Raw genomic sequence first — 17,335 nt, 5'->3', positions numbered from 1 at the left:
ATGGCTCACAAAATCGCAGTGATTGGGGCAGGACACGTTGGAGGTGAAGCGGCACGGGAACTCCTGGCCCGGAACGTGGGGGAGGTGGTTCTGGTGGACGTGGTGGAGGGGCTTCCTCAGGGCAAGGCCCTGGACATGAGTCAGGCCCGGCCCATTCTGGGGAACTCCTTCTTCGCAGTGGGAACCAACGATTACCGGGACATTGAGGGGTCCGAGGTGGTGATCATCACGGCAGGTTCTCCCCGAAAGCCGGGCATGAGCCGGGAAGACCTGCTCAACATCAACCTGAAGATCATGTCGTCTGTCATGGGGGAGGTGAAGAAATACGCACCGGATGCCTTCATCATCGTGGTGACCAACCCCCTGGATGCCATGGTGTACACCGCGTACCGGCTGTCCGGTCTTCCCCGCAACAAGGTGATGGGCATGGCCGGTATGCTGGATTCCACCCGGTTTGCTACCTTCATTGCCATGGAACTGGGGGTCTCCCCTTCCGACGTCCACGCCCTGGTGCTGGGCAGTCACGGGGACATGATGGTGCCCGTGCTGCGCTATGCGTCGGTGGCCGGGATTCCCGTGACGGAGCTCATCCCCCGGGAACGTCTGGACGCCATTGTGGAGCGCACCCGGAAGGGGGGCGGAGAGATCGTGAAACTTCTCAAGACCGGTTCGGCGTATTACGCGCCGGGTTCGGCCGCCGCCCTCATGGCTGAGGCCATCCTTCGGGACATGAAAAAGGTGGTCCCCTCCTCGGTGCTCCTCCAGGGTGAATACGGGATGTCCGATGTGTTTGTGGGCGTTCCGGTGATCCTGGGCAAGAATGGGGTGGAGAAAATCCTGGAACTTCCCCTCACGGACGAGGAGCTTGCCGCCCTCCGGAAGAACGGAGAGCACGTGAAGGAACTCCAGAAAGCGGTGGACGCCTTCCTTGCGGAGCAGGGACTTGCATAAGGACTTTGCCCTTCTCGTGGTGGACGAACTGAGGCGGCGGGGCCTCACCGGTGATGTTCGTGTGGTGCGGGAGATCTGGGAGACCCTCCGGATGGAGAACGGGGTGGTCCACCGGATCCAGCATCACACGGTGGAGGGGTGGAACGTGCGGGTGCTGGAAGGGGGTGTGTGGGGTTTCGCCGCCTCCTCCCGCCTCCGGGTGGACGAGATCCCCCGGGTGGTGGAACGGGCGCATCTGCAGGCCCGTGCGAATGCATCGGTACGAACCTGGGGTTTTGACCTTGCACCCGCGCCGACGGTTCAGGATGTCTGGGAAGTCCATCCTGAAGAGGACCCGGCCAGCATCTCCCTGGAGGATAAGCTGGAACGCATGGCCCGACTGGACAAAGCCCTCATGGCCCCCTTTGTCCAGCGGCGGGAGATCTTTCTGACCACCGTCCGGGAGCACAAGGTGTTTGCCTCCACGTGGGACAGTCTCATCGAGCAGCATATCCCGAAAGTCGGGGTAGGCTACAGCGTGTCGGCCCTGGACCCGGACGGGGATCTCCAGGTTCGATCCTATCCCAACAGCCACGGAGGCAACTGGGCGCTGGGTGGACTGGAATGGATGGAGCGGTTTCGCCTGCTCGAGGAAGCCCCGCGGGTGGTGGAGGAACTGGAGCGGTTGCTCCACGCCCGTCCAGTTCCGGCGGAGGAGGCCACGCTGGTCATTGCGTCGGACCAGATGGCCCTCCAGATCCACGAATCCGTGGGGCATGCCCTGGAACTGGACCGGATTCTCGGCTATGAAGCTTCCTATGCCGGAACGTCCTGGGTTCGTCTGGAAGATTTCGGTCGCCTGCGGTATGGCTCGCCCCTCATGAACATCGTGGCGGATGCCACCGTGCCCCATGCGCTGGGCAGTTTCGGATACGACGATGAAGGGATCCCCACCCGACGGTATGCCCTCATCGAGGAAGGTGTTCTCCGGAGCGCCCTGTCGTCCCGGGACACGGCGGCGGCCATCGGGGAAACCGAAAGCGGGGGCACGGTCCGGGCGGAATCCGCTCTTCACCTTCCCATCATCCGGATGACCAACGTGAACCTTTTGGCCGGCGAACACACGCTGGATGCCCTCATCGGCGAGGTGGACCACGGCTATCTTCTGGCCACGAACCGGAGCTGGTCCATCGACATGAAACGCCTCAACTTTCAATTTGCCACCGAGATCGCCTGGCGGATCGAGAAAGGACGTCTGGTGGAAGCCATGAAAAACCCCGTGTATTACGGGATCACGCCGGAGTTCTGGGGGGGCCTGGATGCCCTGGGGGACGCCTCCACCTGGACGATGTGGGGTGTTCCCAACTGTGGAAAAGGCGAACCCCCGCAGACCATGGGGGTGGGGCATGGGGCTCCCTATGCCCGCTTCACCCGGGTGAAGGTGGGCAGCACCGGAAACGTGTGAGGAGGACGCGATGCGACATCCCGAGTGGCTGAAAGTTCGCCTCCCCGGAGGGGGGAAATACGCAGACGTGCGCAAGCTCATGAAGGGTCTCCACCTTCACACGGTGTGCGAGGAGGCCCGGTGTCCCAACATCGGAGAGTGCTGGGGGGTGGGGACGGCCACCGTGATGATCCTCGGCGATACCTGCACCCGCGCCTGCCGGTTCTGTGCGGTGAACACGGGAGATCCCGGGGGGGTGGTGGACCCCCTGGAGCCCGCCCGGGTGGCCCGGGCCATCGCTCAGCTTGGGCTGAAATACGTGGTGATCACCTCGGTGGATCGGGACGATCTCCCCGATGGGGGTGCCTCTCACTTTGCCGAAACGGTCCGCTGGATCCGGGAGTTTTCACCGGGGACAAAGGTGGAACTTCTCACCCCGGACTTTCAGGGGAACGTGGAGGCCCTGCGAACCGTGGTGGAAGCCCGGCCGGACGTGCTGGCCCAGAACATCGAGACCGTCCGCCGGCTCACCCACGTGGTGCGGGACAAACGAGCGGGATATGAGCTCACGCTTTTCGTGCTTCGCACCTGGAAAAAGATGGCGCCCGATATCCTCACGAAAAGCAGCATCATGGTGGGTCTGGGAGAAACGGACGAGGAAGTGCTCGAAACCCTCCGGGATCTCCGGAACGCGGGGGTGGACATCGTGACCATCGGGCAGTACCTCCGGCCCACCAGCAAGCGGGTGCATCTTCCGGTGGCCCGGTATGTCCCTCCGGAAACCTTTGAATGGTATCGGGACGAAGCCCTGAAAATGGGTTTTCTGGAGGTGTTTTCCGGACCCCTGGTGCGGTCCAGTTACCGGGCGGAACGGGTGTTTGAAACCGCACGCAAGGAGGTGGGATGACCTTGTGGTGAGAAAAGCGCATCGCCGGGACCGACGTTTTGAGCTGTACTATATCACCCACCTTGAAAATATAAGGGGGATTTTACGCCATGGCATCCTGAGTCGGGATAAGATGGAGAACACTGGAGAAAGGATCAAAGAAATCGCAAACCCCTCCATCATCCGGAAACGAAAGGCGAAAGGACTTACACAATACGTCCCTCTCTATATCTATCCGCGTAATGCCATGCTCTATCAAATCACTCATATGCACTGGACGGTCGTGATTCTCGGTATCGATGCCGATATCATCCGGAAACGAGGGAGCAAAGTTTCCATCGGGAATGCAGCCAGTGATTTTGCCATTATGCTTGATCCTGCGCAGGTGAAGCTCTCACAGCTCTTCAAAGATATACGAGATATCCGGGATTGGCGCTCGGAAGATCCCAGTGTAGACGTTCAGAAGTACATCCAATCCCCTGACTATGCAGGTATTTATCAGTTTCCCAAAACGTTTCTCCAGTCAGAGGTCCTCATCCCGGATCGAGTTCCCAAAAAATACATCCGGGCGATTTATGTTCCAGATCAGGAAATGGCCGAAAAGGTTCGCAAGCAGTATGGAGCGTTTCTGAAAAAAATCGAAGTTGTAGTGGATCCGGATCTCTTCTTCAGGCCTTTGAAAAAAGTTGAAATCTTTGACGGAATCTATATCGTTCATGGTGACATGTTCGACAGCGCCATGCAAACCCTTACCATCAGCGTCAACACGGTGGGGGTCATGGGAAAAGGGCTTGCAAGTCGATTCAAATACATGTATCCTGCGGCATTTATTGTGTATCAAAACCTCACGAAGGGAAAGATTCTTCGGCCAGGTCGACCCTATCTTTACAAACCTGAATCCCGGAACGGAGAACGGTGGTTCCTTTTCTTCCCAACCAAACGTCACTGGAGAGAGAAAAGTGATATCCACATGATTCGTGAAGGGCTGGAATGGTTTGTACGGAATTACCAGAAAGAACGTGTCCAATCCATTGCGTTCCCGGCCTTGGGGTGTGGTCTTGGTGGCCTGTCATGGGAAATTGTGGGACCTCTGATGATCTCTTACTTGAAAAACGTGCACATTCCGGTGGAGATCTACGTCCCGGGAAAAGATCCCAGAGACGCGTACTTTCGTAGAGAATTTTATGATCGCCCGGTTCTTAAAAAAGGGCCAGAGAAGTTATGGTAATGGGTCGTGCGTTTCAGGAGCATCCCCTGGTAACGATCCAGGACCTCCGGCGTTTCCTCGAGGAATACTTTCGGGGCCGGAAGGTGAGGGTGATCCTTTTTGGCTCGCGTGCCCGGGGGCAGGCCCATCCGGGGAGCGATGTGGATCTCGCATTCCTGAGTGAGGAAGATCTTTCCGAAGACCTTCGGGTTCTCCGGGAGATCTTGGAGGAATCCCGCCTCCCCTATAAAGTGGATCTGGTGGACCTTTCAAAGGTGAGTCCGGTGTTTCGCCAAGAGGTGGAACGGGACGGCGTGGTATGGATCGATGGAATGCCGTGAAAGGCACGTTCCTTCAGGCATTTGCCCGGTTTGAGGAGGCCCTGGAGGTCCTCGAACGCACCCCCCGGAATTCCGCGGAGTATGTCCTGGTCCGGGATGCCCTGATTCAGCGGTTTGAGTTCACCTTTGAGACGTTCTGGAAAATGGTGAAGGTGTTCCTGGAGATCCGGGAAGGGATCGTATGCGCTTCTCCCCGCCGGTGCTTCCGGGAGCTTTTCGCCACGGGCTATCTTTCGGAAGAGGAAACCCGGTTTCTCCTCGGGATGGTGGATCTTCGCAACCTGACGGCCCACACGTACAGCGAAGAAATTGCGGAAGAAGTGGTGTCTTCCCTGCCCGGTGTGCGGGCCATGTTGAAGAACATCTTTCCCCGGCTTGAGATGGTGGGTGATTTATGAACCCGAAGGTGCAACCTCTCCGGGAACTTGTTTCGGTTCAGGAAGGAAGCATTGTGAGCCGGGTTCTCCTGCGCAAAAATTCGGGCAACCTCACCCTTTTTGCTTTTGATGCACAGCAGGAACTCTCCGAGCACACCGCGCCCTTTGATGCCTGGGTCCTGGCGCTGGAAGGAGAAGGTGAGATCACCCTGGGAGGAGAGGTTCATTCCATCCGGGAGGGCGAGGCTCTGCTTCTTCCCGCCGGTGTTCCCCACGCCGTGAAGGCCCTCACACCCTTCAAAATGCTCCTGGTGATGTTCCGGTCGGACTCGTGAAGGAACGTCCTGTCATCCGGGTGAAGCAGGTGTATGATCCACCGGAGCCGGAGGACGGCCGGCGGTTCCGGGTGGATCGGAAGCCTGGGACGAATTTGTCCGGCGGTATGAAGCCGAACTGGAGGCCCGGCCGGAGGCCTGGCAGAGGCTTATGGATGCGGCTCTCCAGAGCCCCGTAACCCTCCTGACAAGCACTCGCCGTACACCGAACCACGCCATCGTGCTCCGGGATTTTCTCCTCAGGCGGCTCGATGAACTTCTCGGCTGTGCTTGAAAGTTAAACAGGCGGGCCTTACAATCCATGACGATGGGCGTCGAAAAAATCCTGCAAGAGAAGCGGAGTGAGATCCTGCGCCTGTGCGCGCGATATGGGGCGCGCAAGGTGCGTATTTTCGGTTCTGTTGCCCGTGGAGAAGCCGACGAGCAAAGCGATGTGGATTTTCTGGTTGAGCTGGAACCGGGTCGAAGCCTCCTGGATCTTGGGGGATTGCAATACGAACTTGAGGAACTCCTGGGCTGTCGGGTGGACGTGGTGACGGAACGAGGGCTCAAACGAAGGATTCGCGAGCGGGTGCTCCGGGAGGCTGTGCCGCTGTGAGGGATCCCTCAGAAAGACTTCGGGATATTCTGGAGGCGATTCACGCCATCGAGCGTTATCGTGATCGAGATCGATCCACTTTTGAAAAAGACGAGTTGATTCAGGTATGGTTTCTCCGGCATCTCGAGATCATTGGAGAGGCTGCTCGTGCCCTTCCCGAAGAGGTGCGTGCCCTCGCACCGGATATCCCTTGGCCCAAAATCATCGGAATGCGTAATGTTCTGGTCCACGGTTATTTTGAAATTGACACGGATATCGTCTGGAACACCATACAGCGTGACATTCCCCAGCTGAAACCCTCCATCGAAAGACTGTTGAAGAGGCTGGAGGAAGGTCATACCCCGTAAATACCGGAACAGCTCAGCGGGATTCTTCCCTTGAAGCGAGTAACCCCCCTTCAGAACGCACCCGTTTCCCTCCCCAGAAACTGTTCCAGAATCAGCATCGCTGCCACCTGATCCACCCGGTGTTTCTCCCGGGAGGGCTTTCGCCCGGCTTCCCGGAGACGGCGTTCGGCCTCCAGGCTCGTGAGACGCTCGTCCACCAGGTGAACGGGGATGCCGAGGCGGGCCCGGAGTTTTTCGGCAAAGGCGCGGACTTCCCGGGTGCGTTCGGTCTCCTGCCCCCGAAGCCCTAGGGGAAGGCCCACCACCACCTCCACCACCCTTTCCTCCTCCACCACGGCGGCGATGGCGTCCAGAAGTTGAGGGCCTGCCGGAAGGGTGCGGTAGGGGAGGGCCACGGTCCGGGCTGAATCCGACAGGGCAAGCCCCACCCGCCGGGTGCCGTAATCCACCCCGAGAACCCGTCCTTTTCGACGCGAACCGGTCATCCTACACCGCCTGCATGGCCCGTGCAGGCCGGACCCGAACGAGGGGGAAGAGCGCGAGAGTCAGAAGCCCCACGGCAGCCAGGGCGCCTCCCACACCCACCCGATCCGCAAGAAAACCGATCACGGGAGCAAGCACGGTGGCAAACAGGGTCCGGACGTTGCTCTCCACCGACAGGGCGGTGGCCATGGCCTCTTCGGGCACAAGGTCAGAGAGATAGCCCATGGTGATGGGCCGGCGGAGGTTCTGGAGGACATACAGCCCCACGAAGAACCCCACGGCCAGGGCGCTCAGGCCGACATGAAGGGCCCACCCGGAAGCAAGAACAAGAAGGCTTCCCAGGGCATAGGTGCCGTTGAGGGCGCCGGAGAGATTGCCCGAACGCACCAGACGATGGGCGTTCCGGGAGGCATAGGAATTGAGAAGATAGAGGAGAGAATAGGCCACCGCCACCACCACGGCCGTTCGGCTCCGCGCCTCCAGCGCGGTCAGGATGGGCAGAGACAGGGCAAGGGCCTTCAGCATGGGCTGGAGATAGTCCTTGCTCGCTCGAAACAGGCCCATGAACAGCCCGGAGTTGCCCAGGCCCCGCAGAAACACAGGGCGGAGCATGCTCCGGAAGGTCTGGAGGGTGCGGGGTTTCTCTTTGCGGGTGATCCGCTCATCCAGCCAGGCGGGATAGGTGGCCAGGTTCAGGAGGTTGAGGGCATAGGGGACCATGGAGGCGGCGAACACCCAGCGGTATTCCCGGGTGGAGAGAACCAGGAGTCCGGCAAGGAGGGCATTCACGGCAGAACCCCGCTGGGACCAGGACCGGGTGGCCCCGTAATAGGCGACTTTTTCCTGTTCCCGTCCCTGCGCCTTGAGATAGGAGAGAATCAGGGCTTTGTGGGTCCCGCTCCGCATGGCCTCCCCCAGGCCAAACACCGCCATGGCCAGCCCATACGCCCAGAAGCTCCGGGTGAAAAAGAAGACGGCAAAGGAGAGGAGATAACTCACCATGGAAAGCACCATGGTCCGCCTGCGCCCGATGCGGTCGGCCAGCACACCCGTCGGAACCTCCAGGAGGTTGGTGGCGGCTTCCCGCACGGCATAGAGGAGGCCGATCTGGAAATAGGAAAAATGCTCCCGGAAATAGAGAAGGAGAAAGGGCTCAAAAAACCGGAGGTTCTTGAGAAACCCGTAGGCGGCGAAACGGACAAACATCCGGTCACGCATGGGAATCCCGCTCCGGCTTCCTCGTTTGAACACGTCCCGTGGAGGGGGTCACGGCTCCCCAAACACCTCCGGATCGGTGGAGAGGAGTTCTTCCCATGCGGCCACCGCCCGGCGCAGGTGAGGGATGGTGATGGTGCCCCCCACGATGCTCGCAATCGTCAGGGCTTCCATCACCGCCCCGGTGGACACGTTGAGCTTGCGAAGCTGGATGAGGTGATACCGGACACAGTCGTCACACCGGAGCACCAGGGAGCTGGCAAGGCCGAGAAGTTCCTTGACCTCACGGGACAGCTCTCCCTCCCGGTAGGCCTGGCCGTCCAGGGAGAAAAACCGTTTGAGAGGAAGGGGGGCGTGGCGAAACACCCGTTCGTTGTCCTCTTTGCGACGTCGCCAGAAATCTTTGAGGCTCATGATCCCTCCCGGCTCTGGATTTTCACGGGTCCGGTGAACCGGATGTCCTCCAGGGACGGGTCGGTATCAAATCCTCCCTGACTCTCGATCACCCGGTCGGGCTGGAGAATGCGGGAGAACACGGTGCTCCGGATCCGGCGGGTCCGGGGATCATACAGGAGTTCCCGGGTCAAAATGGTGTCCGTGACCGTCGTCACGCGAACGCTCCCCAGGGCCTTCATGTGTCCGGACCCTTCCAGAACCCAGCCCGAATCCGCCTGGAGAAAGGACAGAGTGTCCCCCTTTTCCAGGAACACGAGCTTCACGGGATACACCCACAGCGTGTCGCCCCGGCGCACGATCTCCCGGGCCTGAAGGCGCCAGGCCGGATTCCCCCCGGCGTGCTCTTCCACCTCCACCCACTGGAGAGCCTCCCGGGTGTCGGGGGGTGGCGGCGTTTCCTCCCCACCGCAGGCCCCGAGACCCAAAAGTACCAGGAGTGAAAAGAAACGAAGATCAATACGCATCGCGGAGAATGGAGAGCACGGCCTCCCGATCCATGTCCACCGGACCGGGAACCTTTCCATCCCGCCAGCCGTAATATTTCACGGCAACGTCCACCATGGCCGGAAGATCCCCTTCCCGCACGCCCAGGTCCCGGAGCCGTTTGTTCACCCCCAGAAGGCTGAGAAAGTGTTCCAGCCGCCGAAGCAGCGCGTCCAGGGTGGGGCTTCCCGCCACCGTCTGGGCCACCGCGCCGATGAGATGGGGGATGTGGGGGGCATGGAACCGCAGAAAGGCCGGAAGCAGGCTTGCAAGCCCCTGCGGGTGAGGAATCTCCGGATAAAAGCCGGAAAGAACGTGTTCGATGTAGTGGAGGGAGAACGAGGTCTTCATCCCCAGACGGCCCCACCGGTTGACGGAAAGGGAGGCGAGAAGGGCCAGGTTCGCCCGGATTTCCACGTCCTCCGGAAAGCGAACCGCAAGGTCCCCATACCGGAGGGTGTTTTCAAGCCCCAGCCGGGTGACCTGGTCCATGAGACCCACGTGATTCTGGGCGGAAAGATAGGGTTCCATGAACTGGCACAGGATGTCCACCACACCGAGGGCGGTGTGATAGACGGAAACGGTGGTGTGCAGCGCAGGATCAATCACGGCGACTTCGGGAACCAGGATATCCATGGACAGGGGCATTTTCACCTTTTCGGTGGGGTGGGTGATCACGGAGGCCCCGTCAAACTCCGATCCGCTTGCAGCCAGGGTGGACACGGCCATGACGGGAAGAACACCCTTCACCGGAGGAATCTCATAAGCCGGACCCTTGTACACGTAATCCCAGATATCCCCCTCGTTCACGGCCATGAGGGCCATGGCTTTGGCCGCATCCATCACGCTGCCGCCCCCGATGGCCACCACATAGTCCACCCCTTCATCCCGGAACCGCCGGGCTCCCTCCATCACCACCTCCCGGGGCGGATTGGGGGGCACACCTTCCACCACCACCGCCTTGCGTCCCGCCTTCTTAAGATGGTTCACCACCCGCTCCAGCACGCCGCTCTTCCGAGCCCAGGAGCGACCCACCACCACACCGATGACATGGCCTTTCGTGGGCAGGAGATCCAGAGCATCCTCAAAAGCGCCCATCCCGAACAGGAAGTGCCGGGGCAGGGTCTGGCGGGTTTTCCTCACCTCAAGCTTCATGGCGATCCTCCCGGATTCTCAGGGCCCGTTCGCCCGTGTTGGTGGTGTACACCTCCACCCGACCTTCGGCTTCCAGTTCCCGAAGCAGGGCGTGGCGAGCCTCCACGTCCCGGGGCAGGCGAGGGTCAATCCAGCGGTTCAGGAAATAAGAAAGCCCCACATAGCCCCCGGAAAAGTGCTGTTCTGCAGCCCGGAGAGCCTGGAGAAAACCCTCCTTGGCCACCTCACGCTCTCCGGAATACTCCCGGGGCTCCCACGGGTTGCCTTCCTCGTCTTTGAGAAATTCAGCCAGCCCCTCCTGGAGATCAATGTGTCCAAAGGCGGAGGAGCGAAGCCGGGAAGACAGACCGTGGCGTCCCCAGGTGGCGACATACACGATCTTGCCCAGACGGCGCACCGCTTCCACCGCCGGGGCAAAATCCGCATCGCCGGAGAGGAGAACCAGAATGTCAAAGGCGTTCACCGCAGCCAGCTGAAGCATGTCGGCCACCATCTGGGTGTCCACTTCCTTTTCCTGATAGAGCCGGATGTCGTTGCCACAGCTGTAGCACCGGATGAACTTTTCCTTGCGCTCCATCCGGACCACATAGAACCCTGTCTCCAGTTCCAGGGTTTTGAGAAAACTCTCCAGCCCCCGGGTGGTGTCGTCCATGTCCGGAGAGCCCCCCACCGCCGTGTAGTAATAGGCCCCCCGGAAATCCGTTCCCTGAACCTGGTCCACAATCCAGCGGGCCAGGCGGGAAAAGTCAATGTAATAGTGACGGCCGTCCCCCAGGGACTGCACCAGGTTCAGAAACCCCTTATAAAAGTTTTTCCCATCAAAGAAGAGCATCACACGGTTCATGCAAGCATCCCCTGTTGTGTGGCCAGTTCACAGAAGGTTCGGATATCCTCCAGGAAAAATTCTCGCACTTCTGTCCGGCGAAAGGTCGCCGCGGGGTGATAGGTCACAAACACCGGAATCCCGAACCGGCTCTCGTGAAACCTTCCCCGGTGGGCACGGATGGAGAAGCGCTCCAGGGGTTTGTCCAGGAGCCAGGCGGCGGCAAACCGGCCCAGGGCCAGGAGCACCCGGGGCTGGATAATCCGGATCTGGGCTTCCAGATAAGGTGTGCAGGCAGCAAGCTCCTCGGGCCGGGGATCCCGGTTTCGAGGAGGACGGCATTTGAGGGTGTTGGCAATGTAGGTGTCCCGCTCCCGCTCCAGTCCCACGGAGGCCAGGGCCCGGGTGAGCACCTCTCCCGCTCTCCCCACAAAGGGTTTGCCCAGACGGTCTTCATCGGCTCCCGGTGCCTCTCCCACCAGCATGATTTTCGCATAGGGATTGCCCGTTCCGAACACATAGTTGGTTTTGGTTCGGTGGAGGGGGCATCGGGTACAGGCGAGAACCTTCTCCTGGACCCGCTCCAGCAGCGTCTCCCGGGGAAGGGCGGGAAGGTCCTCCAGTCCCAGGACTTCCCTAAGCCAGATAAGGGCTTCCATGGACACTCCGGGCAAGGAGTTCCTGCCAGATCCACCGGGCGAGGGCGGCTTTGGGAAGGGAGGGCGCCGGCACGGTTTCACCCCAGGCGGTGATGAGCACCCCCTCTCCCGTGGCCTGGCCCATCACCTTGAGAGGGTTGGCAAAGATGGCGTCCAGAGATTTTTCTTTCATCTTCCGGGTGGCACGCTCCACGAGCTCCTCTGGTTCCTCCAGGGCGAACCCCAGCCAGAAGGCGTGGCGGCGTTTCAGGTGGGCAAAGGATTTCAGGAGATCCGGGGCAGGCCTGAGCTCCAGCACCCAGATCCCGTCTTCCCGTTTTTTCTTCCCCTCCAGACGCCGGGCCGGGATATAGTCCGAGACCGCCGCGGCCATGAGGAAGTAGTCTGGAGAGAACCGGTCGAGCAGGCTTTCCAGGGCGGTGTACATCGCCTCCACGGTGGGGGCGGTGATGAGGGGATCGGTGGTGAGGGGAGGGGTGTCGGTGCGGCCCACCACTGAGGCCACGTGTGCACCCAGGGCCCGGGCCCACCAGGCGAGCCAGTAGCCCATCTGGCCGCTGGAACGGTTGCTCACCACCCGCACCTCGTCAATGGGCTCTTCTGTGCGCCCGTAGCATACCACCACCCGTTTTCCGGCCAGGCCGTTTTGCAGGCGGGCGAAGGTGTGGACCGCCTCCACCACCTCTTCTTCGTTTCGGAGACGTCCTTTGCCCCAGTCTCCGGAGGCCAGGGCGCCTTCTTCCGGCTCCAGCACCACCACCCCCCGGGCTTTGAGACGCTGGAGGGCTTCCTGGGTGGGCATGGCTTCCCACATCTCCCGGTGCATGGCCGGGGCGATCATCACGGGCCCTTCAAAGACGGACAGCACACCCAGAAGGAGGTTGTGAGCCCGGCCCTCGGCAAAGGAAACCATAAAGTCCGCGGTGGCCGGAGCCACCAGCACCAGATCCGCCCACCGGGCGAGCTGAATGTGGAGGGGGACTTCCTGGGATTCGTGTTCCGGGAAGAAGTCCACGTGGGCCGGACGGCCGGTGAGGGCCTCGATTCCCGTCTTGCCAATGAAGTGAAGGGCTTCTGGCGTGAGGACGGCCTGGACCTCAAAACCGTCCCGGACGAGGGCCCGGGCGAGATAGGCCGCTTTATAGGCGGCCACCGATCCCGTGATCCCCAGGAGAACCTTCACGCGCCTGCGGTGTGTCCGTCGGGATAATCGATCTTCAGACGATTCTGGCGAAAGAGCTCCATGGCCACAAGGAGGGCTTTGGGCAGGGGTTTGTAGGTGAACCGGACGCTGTAGCCGATTTCTTTGGCCCGGCTGCGCACCCGCTCTTCGCTTTCCCGACGGTATTTGTCGATCAAGCGGGCGGCCCGGGCAATGGCCAGGATGGCCTCATACCGGTTGGGCCGTTTGGCCCAGAGTTCTTCGGCGGTCAGCCACATGGCAGCACCTCCTCCTTCCCGAATTCCGGGAAGAAAAAGGGAATTTCCCGCTGTGCCGATTCGGGGGAATCCGAAGCGTGCACGGCGTTTTCCTGAATGTTAGAACCGAAACGGGCCCGGATGGTGCCGGGTTCCGCTTTGGCCGGGTCCGTGGCACCGATCCAGGCACGAACCTTTTCGATCACTCCCTCTCCTTCAAGCAGGATCCCCACCACGGGTCCCGAGAGGATGAACTCCACAAGGTCCGGGAAAAAGGGGCGTTCCCGGTGAACGCTGTAAAAATCTTCCGCCTCTTCCCGATGAAAGCATTTCATCCGGATGCCCCGAATCCGGAAATCCGGGTGCCGCTCCACTTCGGTGAGGATTTCGCCGATGTGTCCGGCTTTCACGGCATCGGGCTTGATCATGAGCAACGTGTATCGCACCTCTCCATCCTCCTTTTCACGGGATTGCAGAAACGCTCACCACACGTACCACCACCCGGGGCGTTCCATCCAGGGGTGATTCTTGAAAGTCAGCGATATTCTACGTTTCGGGGGCGGGAATGTCAAGGTACGGGGTTTGCCAGAACGGTGAGGGCTCTGTACAATCAACCTATGCGACGGGCAAACCGCGTGGTGCATGCTGGGCTGTGGGGGGTGGGGGTCGCGGGTGCAGTGATCATGGGGGGAGGGCTGTCTCTCTTGGCCGTTTCCCGGAAAGTGGAGGTCTTTGTGAACACCACGATATCCCGCCAGGTGGACCTTGCCGGGCGGACCCTTCTTGCCGTTCCCCCGGAGAAACGGCAAACGTTTCTGGAATGGCTGGTCCGGCTGGAAGCCGCGGTGTATGTGGCGGTGCTGGAGAAAGACTCCCTGATCCTGTACGCCACGGCCTTTCCAGGGTTCCTTCCCCTTCGTCGAGACGCCCGGCCGGGCAGCCTCTATACGCGGGACCTCCCCATCGGTGAGGTGAAGGAGGTGTATCATCCCCTCCCCGGCGGGCGCACTCTTCTCTATGCCTTTCCCTATTTTGAAGTCAAGGCATGGATTCGCCCGTGGTTCTGGCAGAGCGTGCTGATGCTTCTGGCCATGGCGTTGCTCGCCGGAAGTGGAACAACGATCCTCCTCCTCTGGCGAGAAGCACAGAGAGAACATCAGGCAAGACAGCGCAGGATGCAGGAAAAACTCCAGCTTCTTCGGGAAGTTGCCCACGAGATCAAAAGCCCCCTGATCACCGTGAGCCTTGGACTTCAGCATCTCCTCCGGGAGGATCTTCCCCCTCACCGGAAGGAAGATGTGCGCAATCTCCGGGAGCAAGTGGAGCATCTGGTGAGGAGGATCCACGAGGTGGTGGAACAATCGTCTCTCTTGAAGGAGCGAAAGAGACTCGATGTTCCGGCCCTGCTTGATAAGGTTTCGGCCGCCCTTGCCCCGATGCAGGAGGAGAAGACCCTTGGTCTGGAGGTCCGGGTGGATGTGCCACGGATCCACGCCGATCCCCGGGGGATAGAGGAGGCCCTTCTGAACCTTCTCCGGAACGCGATGGAAGCCTCTCCACCCGGCGGAAAGGTCCGGGTGAGGGTGGTGCCGCGGGGAAGGGGGGTGGCGTTCGTTGTGGAGGACGAGGGACCGGGCATCCCCCAGGAATTCCTTGAACAGATTTTCCAGCCCGGGTGGACGACCAAACCTGGAGGAAGCGGGCTGGGATTGAGCATTGTCCGGAGGGTGGCCCGAGAACACGGAGGACGGATCACGTTTGAGCGCCGGAAAGAGGGAGGGACCCGGGCCTGGTTCTGGATTCCCCAGGAGGATACCCATGAAGCCTGAAGTGTGGCTGGTGGAAGATGACCCCCTTCAGCAAAAGTTCATGCGGGAGTTCCTGGAATCCCGCGTCCGGGTGAGGGTGATGGACCGGGGCGAGGAGGTTCTGGAAGCCCTGAAAGAACGGGTTCCGGATGTCCTCCTTCTGGATTACCGCCTCCCCGGGCTTTCCGGACTGGACGTGCTGAAAGCCGTACGGAAGATGGTGCCCGAGCTTCCCGTGATCGTGATCACCGCGTATGGGAGGGTGGAGGACGCGGTGGAAGCCATGAGGGAAGGCGCCTTTTACTATCTCACCAAACCCGTGGATTTTGATACCCTTGAGGGCTTGCTGGAACGGGCCCTTCAGCACCGACGGCTTATGGAAGAGCGAAACCGTCTGAAGAGGCTGCTGGAACAAACTCCGGTGGAAGGTGTGGCCCTCTCCCCTCCCATGCAGGAGGTGCTGAGGCTTGTCCGGAAAGTGGCCCCCACGGACGCGACGGTGCTCATCACGGGGGAGTCTGGAACGGGCAAGGAATGGGTGGCCCGCCTGATCCATTCCCTTTCTCCCCGCCGGGAAGGCCCCTTTGTCCCCGTTCATATCGCTGCCCTCCCAGATAGCCTGGTGGAAGCCGAACTGTTCGGATATGAGAAAGGGGCCTTCACGGACGCCCGGGAGCGCCGGATCGGCAAACTGGAAGCCGCCCATGGAGGAACCCTCTTTCTGGACGAGATCGGGGAGCTTGCTCCGGCCGTGCAGGTGAAACTTCTTCGTTTTCTTCAGGATCGGCAGGTGGAGCGCCTGGGAGGAAAGCATCCCGTTCCGGTGGACGTCCGGGTGGTGGCCGCCACCAACCGGGATCTGGAGAAACAGGTGGAGGAGGGGCGGTTCCGGGAGGATCTGTTTTTCCGGCTCAACGTGGTCCGGATTCATCTGCCCCCTCTGCGGGAACGACGGGAGGATATTCTGCCCCTGGCGCGGTATTTCCTGAAACGCTACGCCCGGAAATACGGCAAGGACGTGGTGGACCTGGACAGGGAAGCCGTGGCTTCCCTTTTGAATCATGACTTTCCGGGCAACGTGCGGGAACTTCAGAACCTCATCGAGCGGGCGGTGGTGATGGCCGAGGACCGGGTGATTCACCGGGAGGACCTGGGGATTCCTCCCGGTCCGTCTGAACCCCGCTCCCTGGATGACCGGCTTCAGGCCTATGAGCGGGAACTCATTCTGGAGGCCCTCCGAGAAGCCGGTGGTGTCCAGACCCGGGCGGCGGAAATGCTGGGGCTGTCGGAACGGGCCCTTCGCTACCGCATGAAACGTCTGGGTCTGGAAAACCCTTTTCGCTCGCCTTCATAGGGTTCGACGGATTTCGTCGGACGGAAACGTTCGAATTCGACGCATCGTGTCGTTGATGATTCCCGAAAGAGAAAAGAAACATGCGATTGATCCCGGAGCAACACGGGTTTCCTCGCATCTGTTTAAAATGGCAAAGTTTTTGCGGTATGAATTCGGGACAACCATCAAAACAGGAGGTGAGACGATGAAAGGGAGCATGCACTGGACAGCCCTGGCTCTCCTGATGGCCTTTCCCGGGCTGGTGGGCGCGCAGCCCCCCTACGATCCTGGGGCGGACACCCTCGTCGCCGGGAAGGTGGTGGAAATCATCCGGGACAGCACCCGACCGGAAGACATCCGGGTGGAGGTGGTGACACCTCACGGGGACACCCTCCTCGTCCATCTCGGTCCGGGGTGGTTTCTGGAGCAGAGGTTTCACCTTCGGGCGGGCGAGACCCTTCTCATTGAGGGTTCCCTGCGTCCCGGAGAGATGGTGGCCCGGCGGATCCGCACGCCTCAGGGTGATGGGTCGGTGGAGCTTCGTAACGAGGAAGGGTTTCCCCTGTGGATGGGTCAGGCGAACAGAAACAGATATCGCCCAGAGAGGGAAGACACTCTGAGGGGCCGGGTGGTCCGCATGCGGGAGGTCCTTCCGCCCCGGGGATTCTATCCTCATATCGAGGTGGAGATGATCACCCCGCATGGGGATACGGTTCCGGTGATGCTGGGTCCTGCATGGATGGTGCGCGAACGGGTCCGGATCGGGGACAGTCTCCGGCTCGTTGCCAGTCCCATGGAAGGGATGGGCGAGATGGGGATGCGCTGGATGGCCCGGATGATGGAGAACATGGAAACCCACGAGCGGATGATGTTTCGTGACCGACAGGGGATGCCCATGTGGGACGAAGGGTGGATGGACGGTCCGATGGGACAACCCATGGGACCGATGGGCCCTGGACAGGGTCCCATGGAGGGGCAGGGATCAGGGATGGGGATGGGGGGAAATCACGGGAGGGGCCGGTGAGGGGGCCGGCCC

At 60.8% G+C, this 17,335-nt stretch carries 22 protein-coding genes and 1 pseudogene; 13 read left to right on the top strand and 10 right to left on the bottom strand.

Annotated features, from left to right (window positions below; genetic code table 11):
* The 10 genes and pseudogenes from mdh (at position 1) to AC6HU3_RS04445 (ending at position 6,465) form a co-directional block, all read left to right on the top strand.
* On the top strand, positions 1-951 hold the full coding sequence (gene mdh / locus AC6HU3_RS04490) for a malate dehydrogenase (RefSeq protein WP_497536092.1): 951 nt from the start codon (positions 1-3) through the stop codon (positions 949-951).
* A gap of 16 nt (positions 952-967) precedes the next feature.
* Positions 968-2,395, top strand: coding sequence for a TldD/PmbA family protein (locus AC6HU3_RS04485; protein WP_497536287.1), 1,428 nt, complete (start codon positions 968-970; stop codon positions 2,393-2,395).
* Positions 2,376-3,281: pseudogene (gene lipA / locus AC6HU3_RS04480) on the top strand (lipoyl synthase); the annotation flags it as partial. The gene AC6HU3_RS04485 and the pseudogene lipA, both read left to right, overlap by 20 nt.
* A 4-nt stretch (positions 3,282-3,285) precedes the next feature.
* Entirely contained in the window at positions 3,286-4,488 is a 1,203-nt protein-coding gene (locus AC6HU3_RS04475; RefSeq protein ID WP_497536091.1) for a DarT ssDNA thymidine ADP-ribosyltransferase family protein, read from the top strand.
* Positions 4,488-4,808 carry a type VII toxin-antitoxin system MntA family adenylyltransferase antitoxin gene (gene mntA / locus AC6HU3_RS04470; RefSeq protein ID WP_497536090.1) on the top strand — a complete coding sequence of 107 codons (321 nt, stop codon included), beginning with the start codon at positions 4,488-4,490 and terminating at the stop codon, positions 4,806-4,808. The genes AC6HU3_RS04475 and mntA overlap by 1 nt, the downstream gene beginning before the upstream one ends.
* Entirely contained in the window at positions 4,787-5,206 is a 420-nt protein-coding gene (locus AC6HU3_RS04465; protein ID WP_497536089.1) for an HI0074 family nucleotidyltransferase substrate-binding subunit, read from the top strand. Before mntA ends, AC6HU3_RS04465 begins: the two co-directional genes overlap by 22 nt.
* Positions 5,203-5,520: a cupin domain-containing protein gene (locus AC6HU3_RS04460; protein WP_497536088.1), complete on the top strand. Its 318-nt coding sequence runs from the start codon at positions 5,203-5,205 to the stop codon at positions 5,518-5,520. The genes AC6HU3_RS04465 and AC6HU3_RS04460 overlap by 4 nt, the downstream gene beginning before the upstream one ends.
* Positions 5,521-5,638: 118 nt before the next feature.
* Entirely contained in the window at positions 5,639-5,794 is a 156-nt protein-coding gene (locus tag AC6HU3_RS04455; protein ID WP_497536286.1) for a DUF488 family protein, N3 subclade, read from the top strand.
* Between the two features lie 33 nt (positions 5,795-5,827).
* A complete protein-coding gene (locus AC6HU3_RS04450; RefSeq protein ID WP_497536285.1) occupies positions 5,828-6,118 on the top strand; it encodes a nucleotidyltransferase family protein in 291 nt (96 codons plus the stop codon).
* On the top strand, positions 6,115-6,465 hold the full coding sequence (locus AC6HU3_RS04445) for a HepT-like ribonuclease domain-containing protein (protein ID WP_497536087.1): 351 nt from the start codon (positions 6,115-6,117) through the stop codon (positions 6,463-6,465). The genes AC6HU3_RS04450 and AC6HU3_RS04445 overlap by 4 nt, the downstream gene beginning before the upstream one ends.
* A gap of 50 nt (positions 6,466-6,515) precedes the next feature.
* On the opposite strand, the gene ruvX is transcribed toward AC6HU3_RS04445, so the two are convergent.
* The 10 genes from ruvX to ndk are packed head-to-tail and all read right to left on the bottom strand — an operon-like array spanning position 6,516 to position 13,604.
* The gene (ruvX, locus tag AC6HU3_RS04440; protein ID WP_497536085.1) at positions 6,516-6,950 is read right to left on the bottom strand and encodes a Holliday junction resolvase RuvX; all 435 of its coding nucleotides are present in this window, start codon (positions 6,948-6,950) and stop codon (positions 6,516-6,518) included.
* A gap of 1 nt (position 6,951) precedes the next feature.
* On the bottom strand, positions 6,952-8,166 hold the full coding sequence (locus AC6HU3_RS04435; protein ID WP_497536083.1) for an MFS transporter: 1,215 nt from the start codon (positions 8,164-8,166) through the stop codon (positions 6,952-6,954).
* A 48-nt stretch (positions 8,167-8,214) separates the two neighbouring features.
* On the bottom strand, positions 8,215-8,577 hold the full coding sequence (locus AC6HU3_RS04430; protein WP_497536082.1) for a carboxymuconolactone decarboxylase family protein: 363 nt from the start codon (positions 8,575-8,577) through the stop codon (positions 8,215-8,217).
* Complete coding sequence (locus AC6HU3_RS04425; protein ID WP_497536081.1) at positions 8,574-9,083, bottom strand: hypothetical protein; 510 nt, start codon at positions 9,081-9,083, stop codon at positions 8,574-8,576. Before AC6HU3_RS04425 ends, AC6HU3_RS04430 begins: the two co-directional genes overlap by 4 nt.
* A complete protein-coding gene (locus tag AC6HU3_RS04420) occupies positions 9,073-10,257 on the bottom strand; it encodes an iron-containing alcohol dehydrogenase (protein ID WP_497536080.1) in 1,185 nt (394 codons plus the stop codon). Before AC6HU3_RS04420 ends, AC6HU3_RS04425 begins: the two co-directional genes overlap by 11 nt.
* Positions 10,247-11,101 carry an NYN domain-containing protein gene (locus AC6HU3_RS04415; RefSeq protein ID WP_497536079.1) on the bottom strand — a complete coding sequence of 285 codons (855 nt, stop codon included), beginning with the start codon at positions 11,099-11,101 and terminating at the stop codon, positions 10,247-10,249. Before AC6HU3_RS04415 ends, AC6HU3_RS04420 begins: the two co-directional genes overlap by 11 nt.
* Positions 11,098-11,739 carry a uracil-DNA glycosylase gene (locus AC6HU3_RS04410; protein ID WP_497536077.1) on the bottom strand — a complete coding sequence of 214 codons (642 nt, stop codon included), beginning with the start codon at positions 11,737-11,739 and terminating at the stop codon, positions 11,098-11,100. Before AC6HU3_RS04410 ends, AC6HU3_RS04415 begins: the two co-directional genes overlap by 4 nt.
* Positions 11,717-12,922, bottom strand: a complete 1,206-nt coding sequence (gene coaBC, locus AC6HU3_RS04405; RefSeq protein WP_497536076.1) for a bifunctional phosphopantothenoylcysteine decarboxylase/phosphopantothenate--cysteine ligase CoaBC — start codon at positions 12,920-12,922, stop codon at positions 11,717-11,719. The genes AC6HU3_RS04410 and coaBC overlap by 23 nt, the downstream gene beginning before the upstream one ends.
* Entirely contained in the window at positions 12,919-13,179 is a 261-nt protein-coding gene (locus AC6HU3_RS04400; protein ID WP_497536075.1) for a hypothetical protein, read from the bottom strand. Before AC6HU3_RS04400 ends, coaBC begins: the two co-directional genes overlap by 4 nt.
* A complete protein-coding gene (ndk, locus tag AC6HU3_RS04395) occupies positions 13,170-13,604 on the bottom strand; it encodes a nucleoside-diphosphate kinase (RefSeq protein ID WP_497536073.1) in 435 nt (144 codons plus the stop codon). The genes AC6HU3_RS04400 and ndk overlap by 10 nt, the downstream gene beginning before the upstream one ends.
* Positions 13,605-13,775: 171 nt before the next feature.
* Here ndk and AC6HU3_RS04390 point away from each other — a divergent pair, with 171 nt between their 5' ends.
* From AC6HU3_RS04390 to AC6HU3_RS04380, 3 genes are all read left to right on the top strand, one after another.
* On the top strand, positions 13,776-14,987 hold the full coding sequence (locus AC6HU3_RS04390; RefSeq protein ID WP_497536072.1) for a sensor histidine kinase: 1,212 nt from the start codon (positions 13,776-13,778) through the stop codon (positions 14,985-14,987).
* Positions 14,977-16,320 (top strand): sigma-54-dependent transcriptional regulator, encoded by a 1,344-nt coding sequence (locus AC6HU3_RS04385; RefSeq protein ID WP_497536071.1) that lies wholly within the window; start codon positions 14,977-14,979, stop codon positions 16,318-16,320. Before AC6HU3_RS04390 ends, AC6HU3_RS04385 begins: the two co-directional genes overlap by 11 nt.
* A 184-nt stretch (positions 16,321-16,504) precedes the next feature.
* A complete protein-coding gene (locus tag AC6HU3_RS04380; RefSeq protein ID WP_497536070.1) occupies positions 16,505-17,323 on the top strand; it encodes a MamS/MamX family magnetosome protein in 819 nt (272 codons plus the stop codon).
* The last annotated feature ends 12 nt before the right edge of the window (positions 17,324-17,335 follow it).

The organism is Caldifarcimen microaerophilum (genome assembly GCF_055387105.1).
The sequence above is the reverse complement of the archived record's forward strand: the minus strand, read 5'-3'. Positions and strand labels throughout refer to the sequence as shown.

Bases quoted from the DNA above. Each gene is read 5' to 3' on its own strand.
- mdh (WP_497536092.1), top strand. From the start codon at position 1: ATGGCTCACAAAATCGCAGTGATTGGGGCAGGACACGTTGGAGGTGAA.
- mntA (WP_497536090.1), top strand. From the start codon at position 4,488: ATGGGTCGTGCGTTTCAGGAGCATCCCCTGGTAACGATCCAGGACCTC.
- AC6HU3_RS04465 (WP_497536089.1), top strand. From the start codon at position 4,787: ATGGATCGATGGAATGCCGTGAAAGGCACGTTCCTTCAGGCATTTGCC.
- AC6HU3_RS04460 (WP_497536088.1), top strand. From the start codon at position 5,203: ATGAACCCGAAGGTGCAACCTCTCCGGGAACTTGTTTCGGTTCAGGAA.
- AC6HU3_RS04450 (WP_497536285.1), top strand. From the start codon at position 5,828: ATGGGCGTCGAAAAAATCCTGCAAGAGAAGCGGAGTGAGATCCTGCGC.
- ruvX (WP_497536085.1), bottom strand. From the start codon at position 6,950: ATGACCGGTTCGCGTCGAAAAGGACGGGTTCTCGGGGTGGATTACGGC.
- AC6HU3_RS04435 (WP_497536083.1), bottom strand. From the start codon at position 8,166: ATGCGTGACCGGATGTTTGTCCGTTTCGCCGCCTACGGGTTTCTCAAG.
- AC6HU3_RS04430 (WP_497536082.1), bottom strand. From the start codon at position 8,577: ATGAGCCTCAAAGATTTCTGGCGACGTCGCAAAGAGGACAACGAACGG.
- AC6HU3_RS04425 (WP_497536081.1), bottom strand. From the start codon at position 9,083: ATGCGTATTGATCTTCGTTTCTTTTCACTCCTGGTACTTTTGGGTCTC.
- AC6HU3_RS04420 (WP_497536080.1), bottom strand. From the start codon at position 10,257: ATGAAGCTTGAGGTGAGGAAAACCCGCCAGACCCTGCCCCGGCACTTC.
- AC6HU3_RS04415 (WP_497536079.1), bottom strand. From the start codon at position 11,101: ATGAACCGTGTGATGCTCTTCTTTGATGGGAAAAACTTTTATAAGGGG.
- AC6HU3_RS04410 (WP_497536077.1), bottom strand. From the start codon at position 11,739: ATGGAAGCCCTTATCTGGCTTAGGGAAGTCCTGGGACTGGAGGACCTT.
- AC6HU3_RS04400 (WP_497536075.1), bottom strand. From the start codon at position 13,179: ATGTGGCTGACCGCCGAAGAACTCTGGGCCAAACGGCCCAACCGGTAT.
- AC6HU3_RS04390 (WP_497536072.1), top strand. From the start codon at position 13,776: ATGCGACGGGCAAACCGCGTGGTGCATGCTGGGCTGTGGGGGGTGGGG.
- AC6HU3_RS04385 (WP_497536071.1), top strand. From the start codon at position 14,977: ATGAAGCCTGAAGTGTGGCTGGTGGAAGATGACCCCCTTCAGCAAAAG.
- AC6HU3_RS04380 (WP_497536070.1), top strand. From the start codon at position 16,505: ATGAAAGGGAGCATGCACTGGACAGCCCTGGCTCTCCTGATGGCCTTT.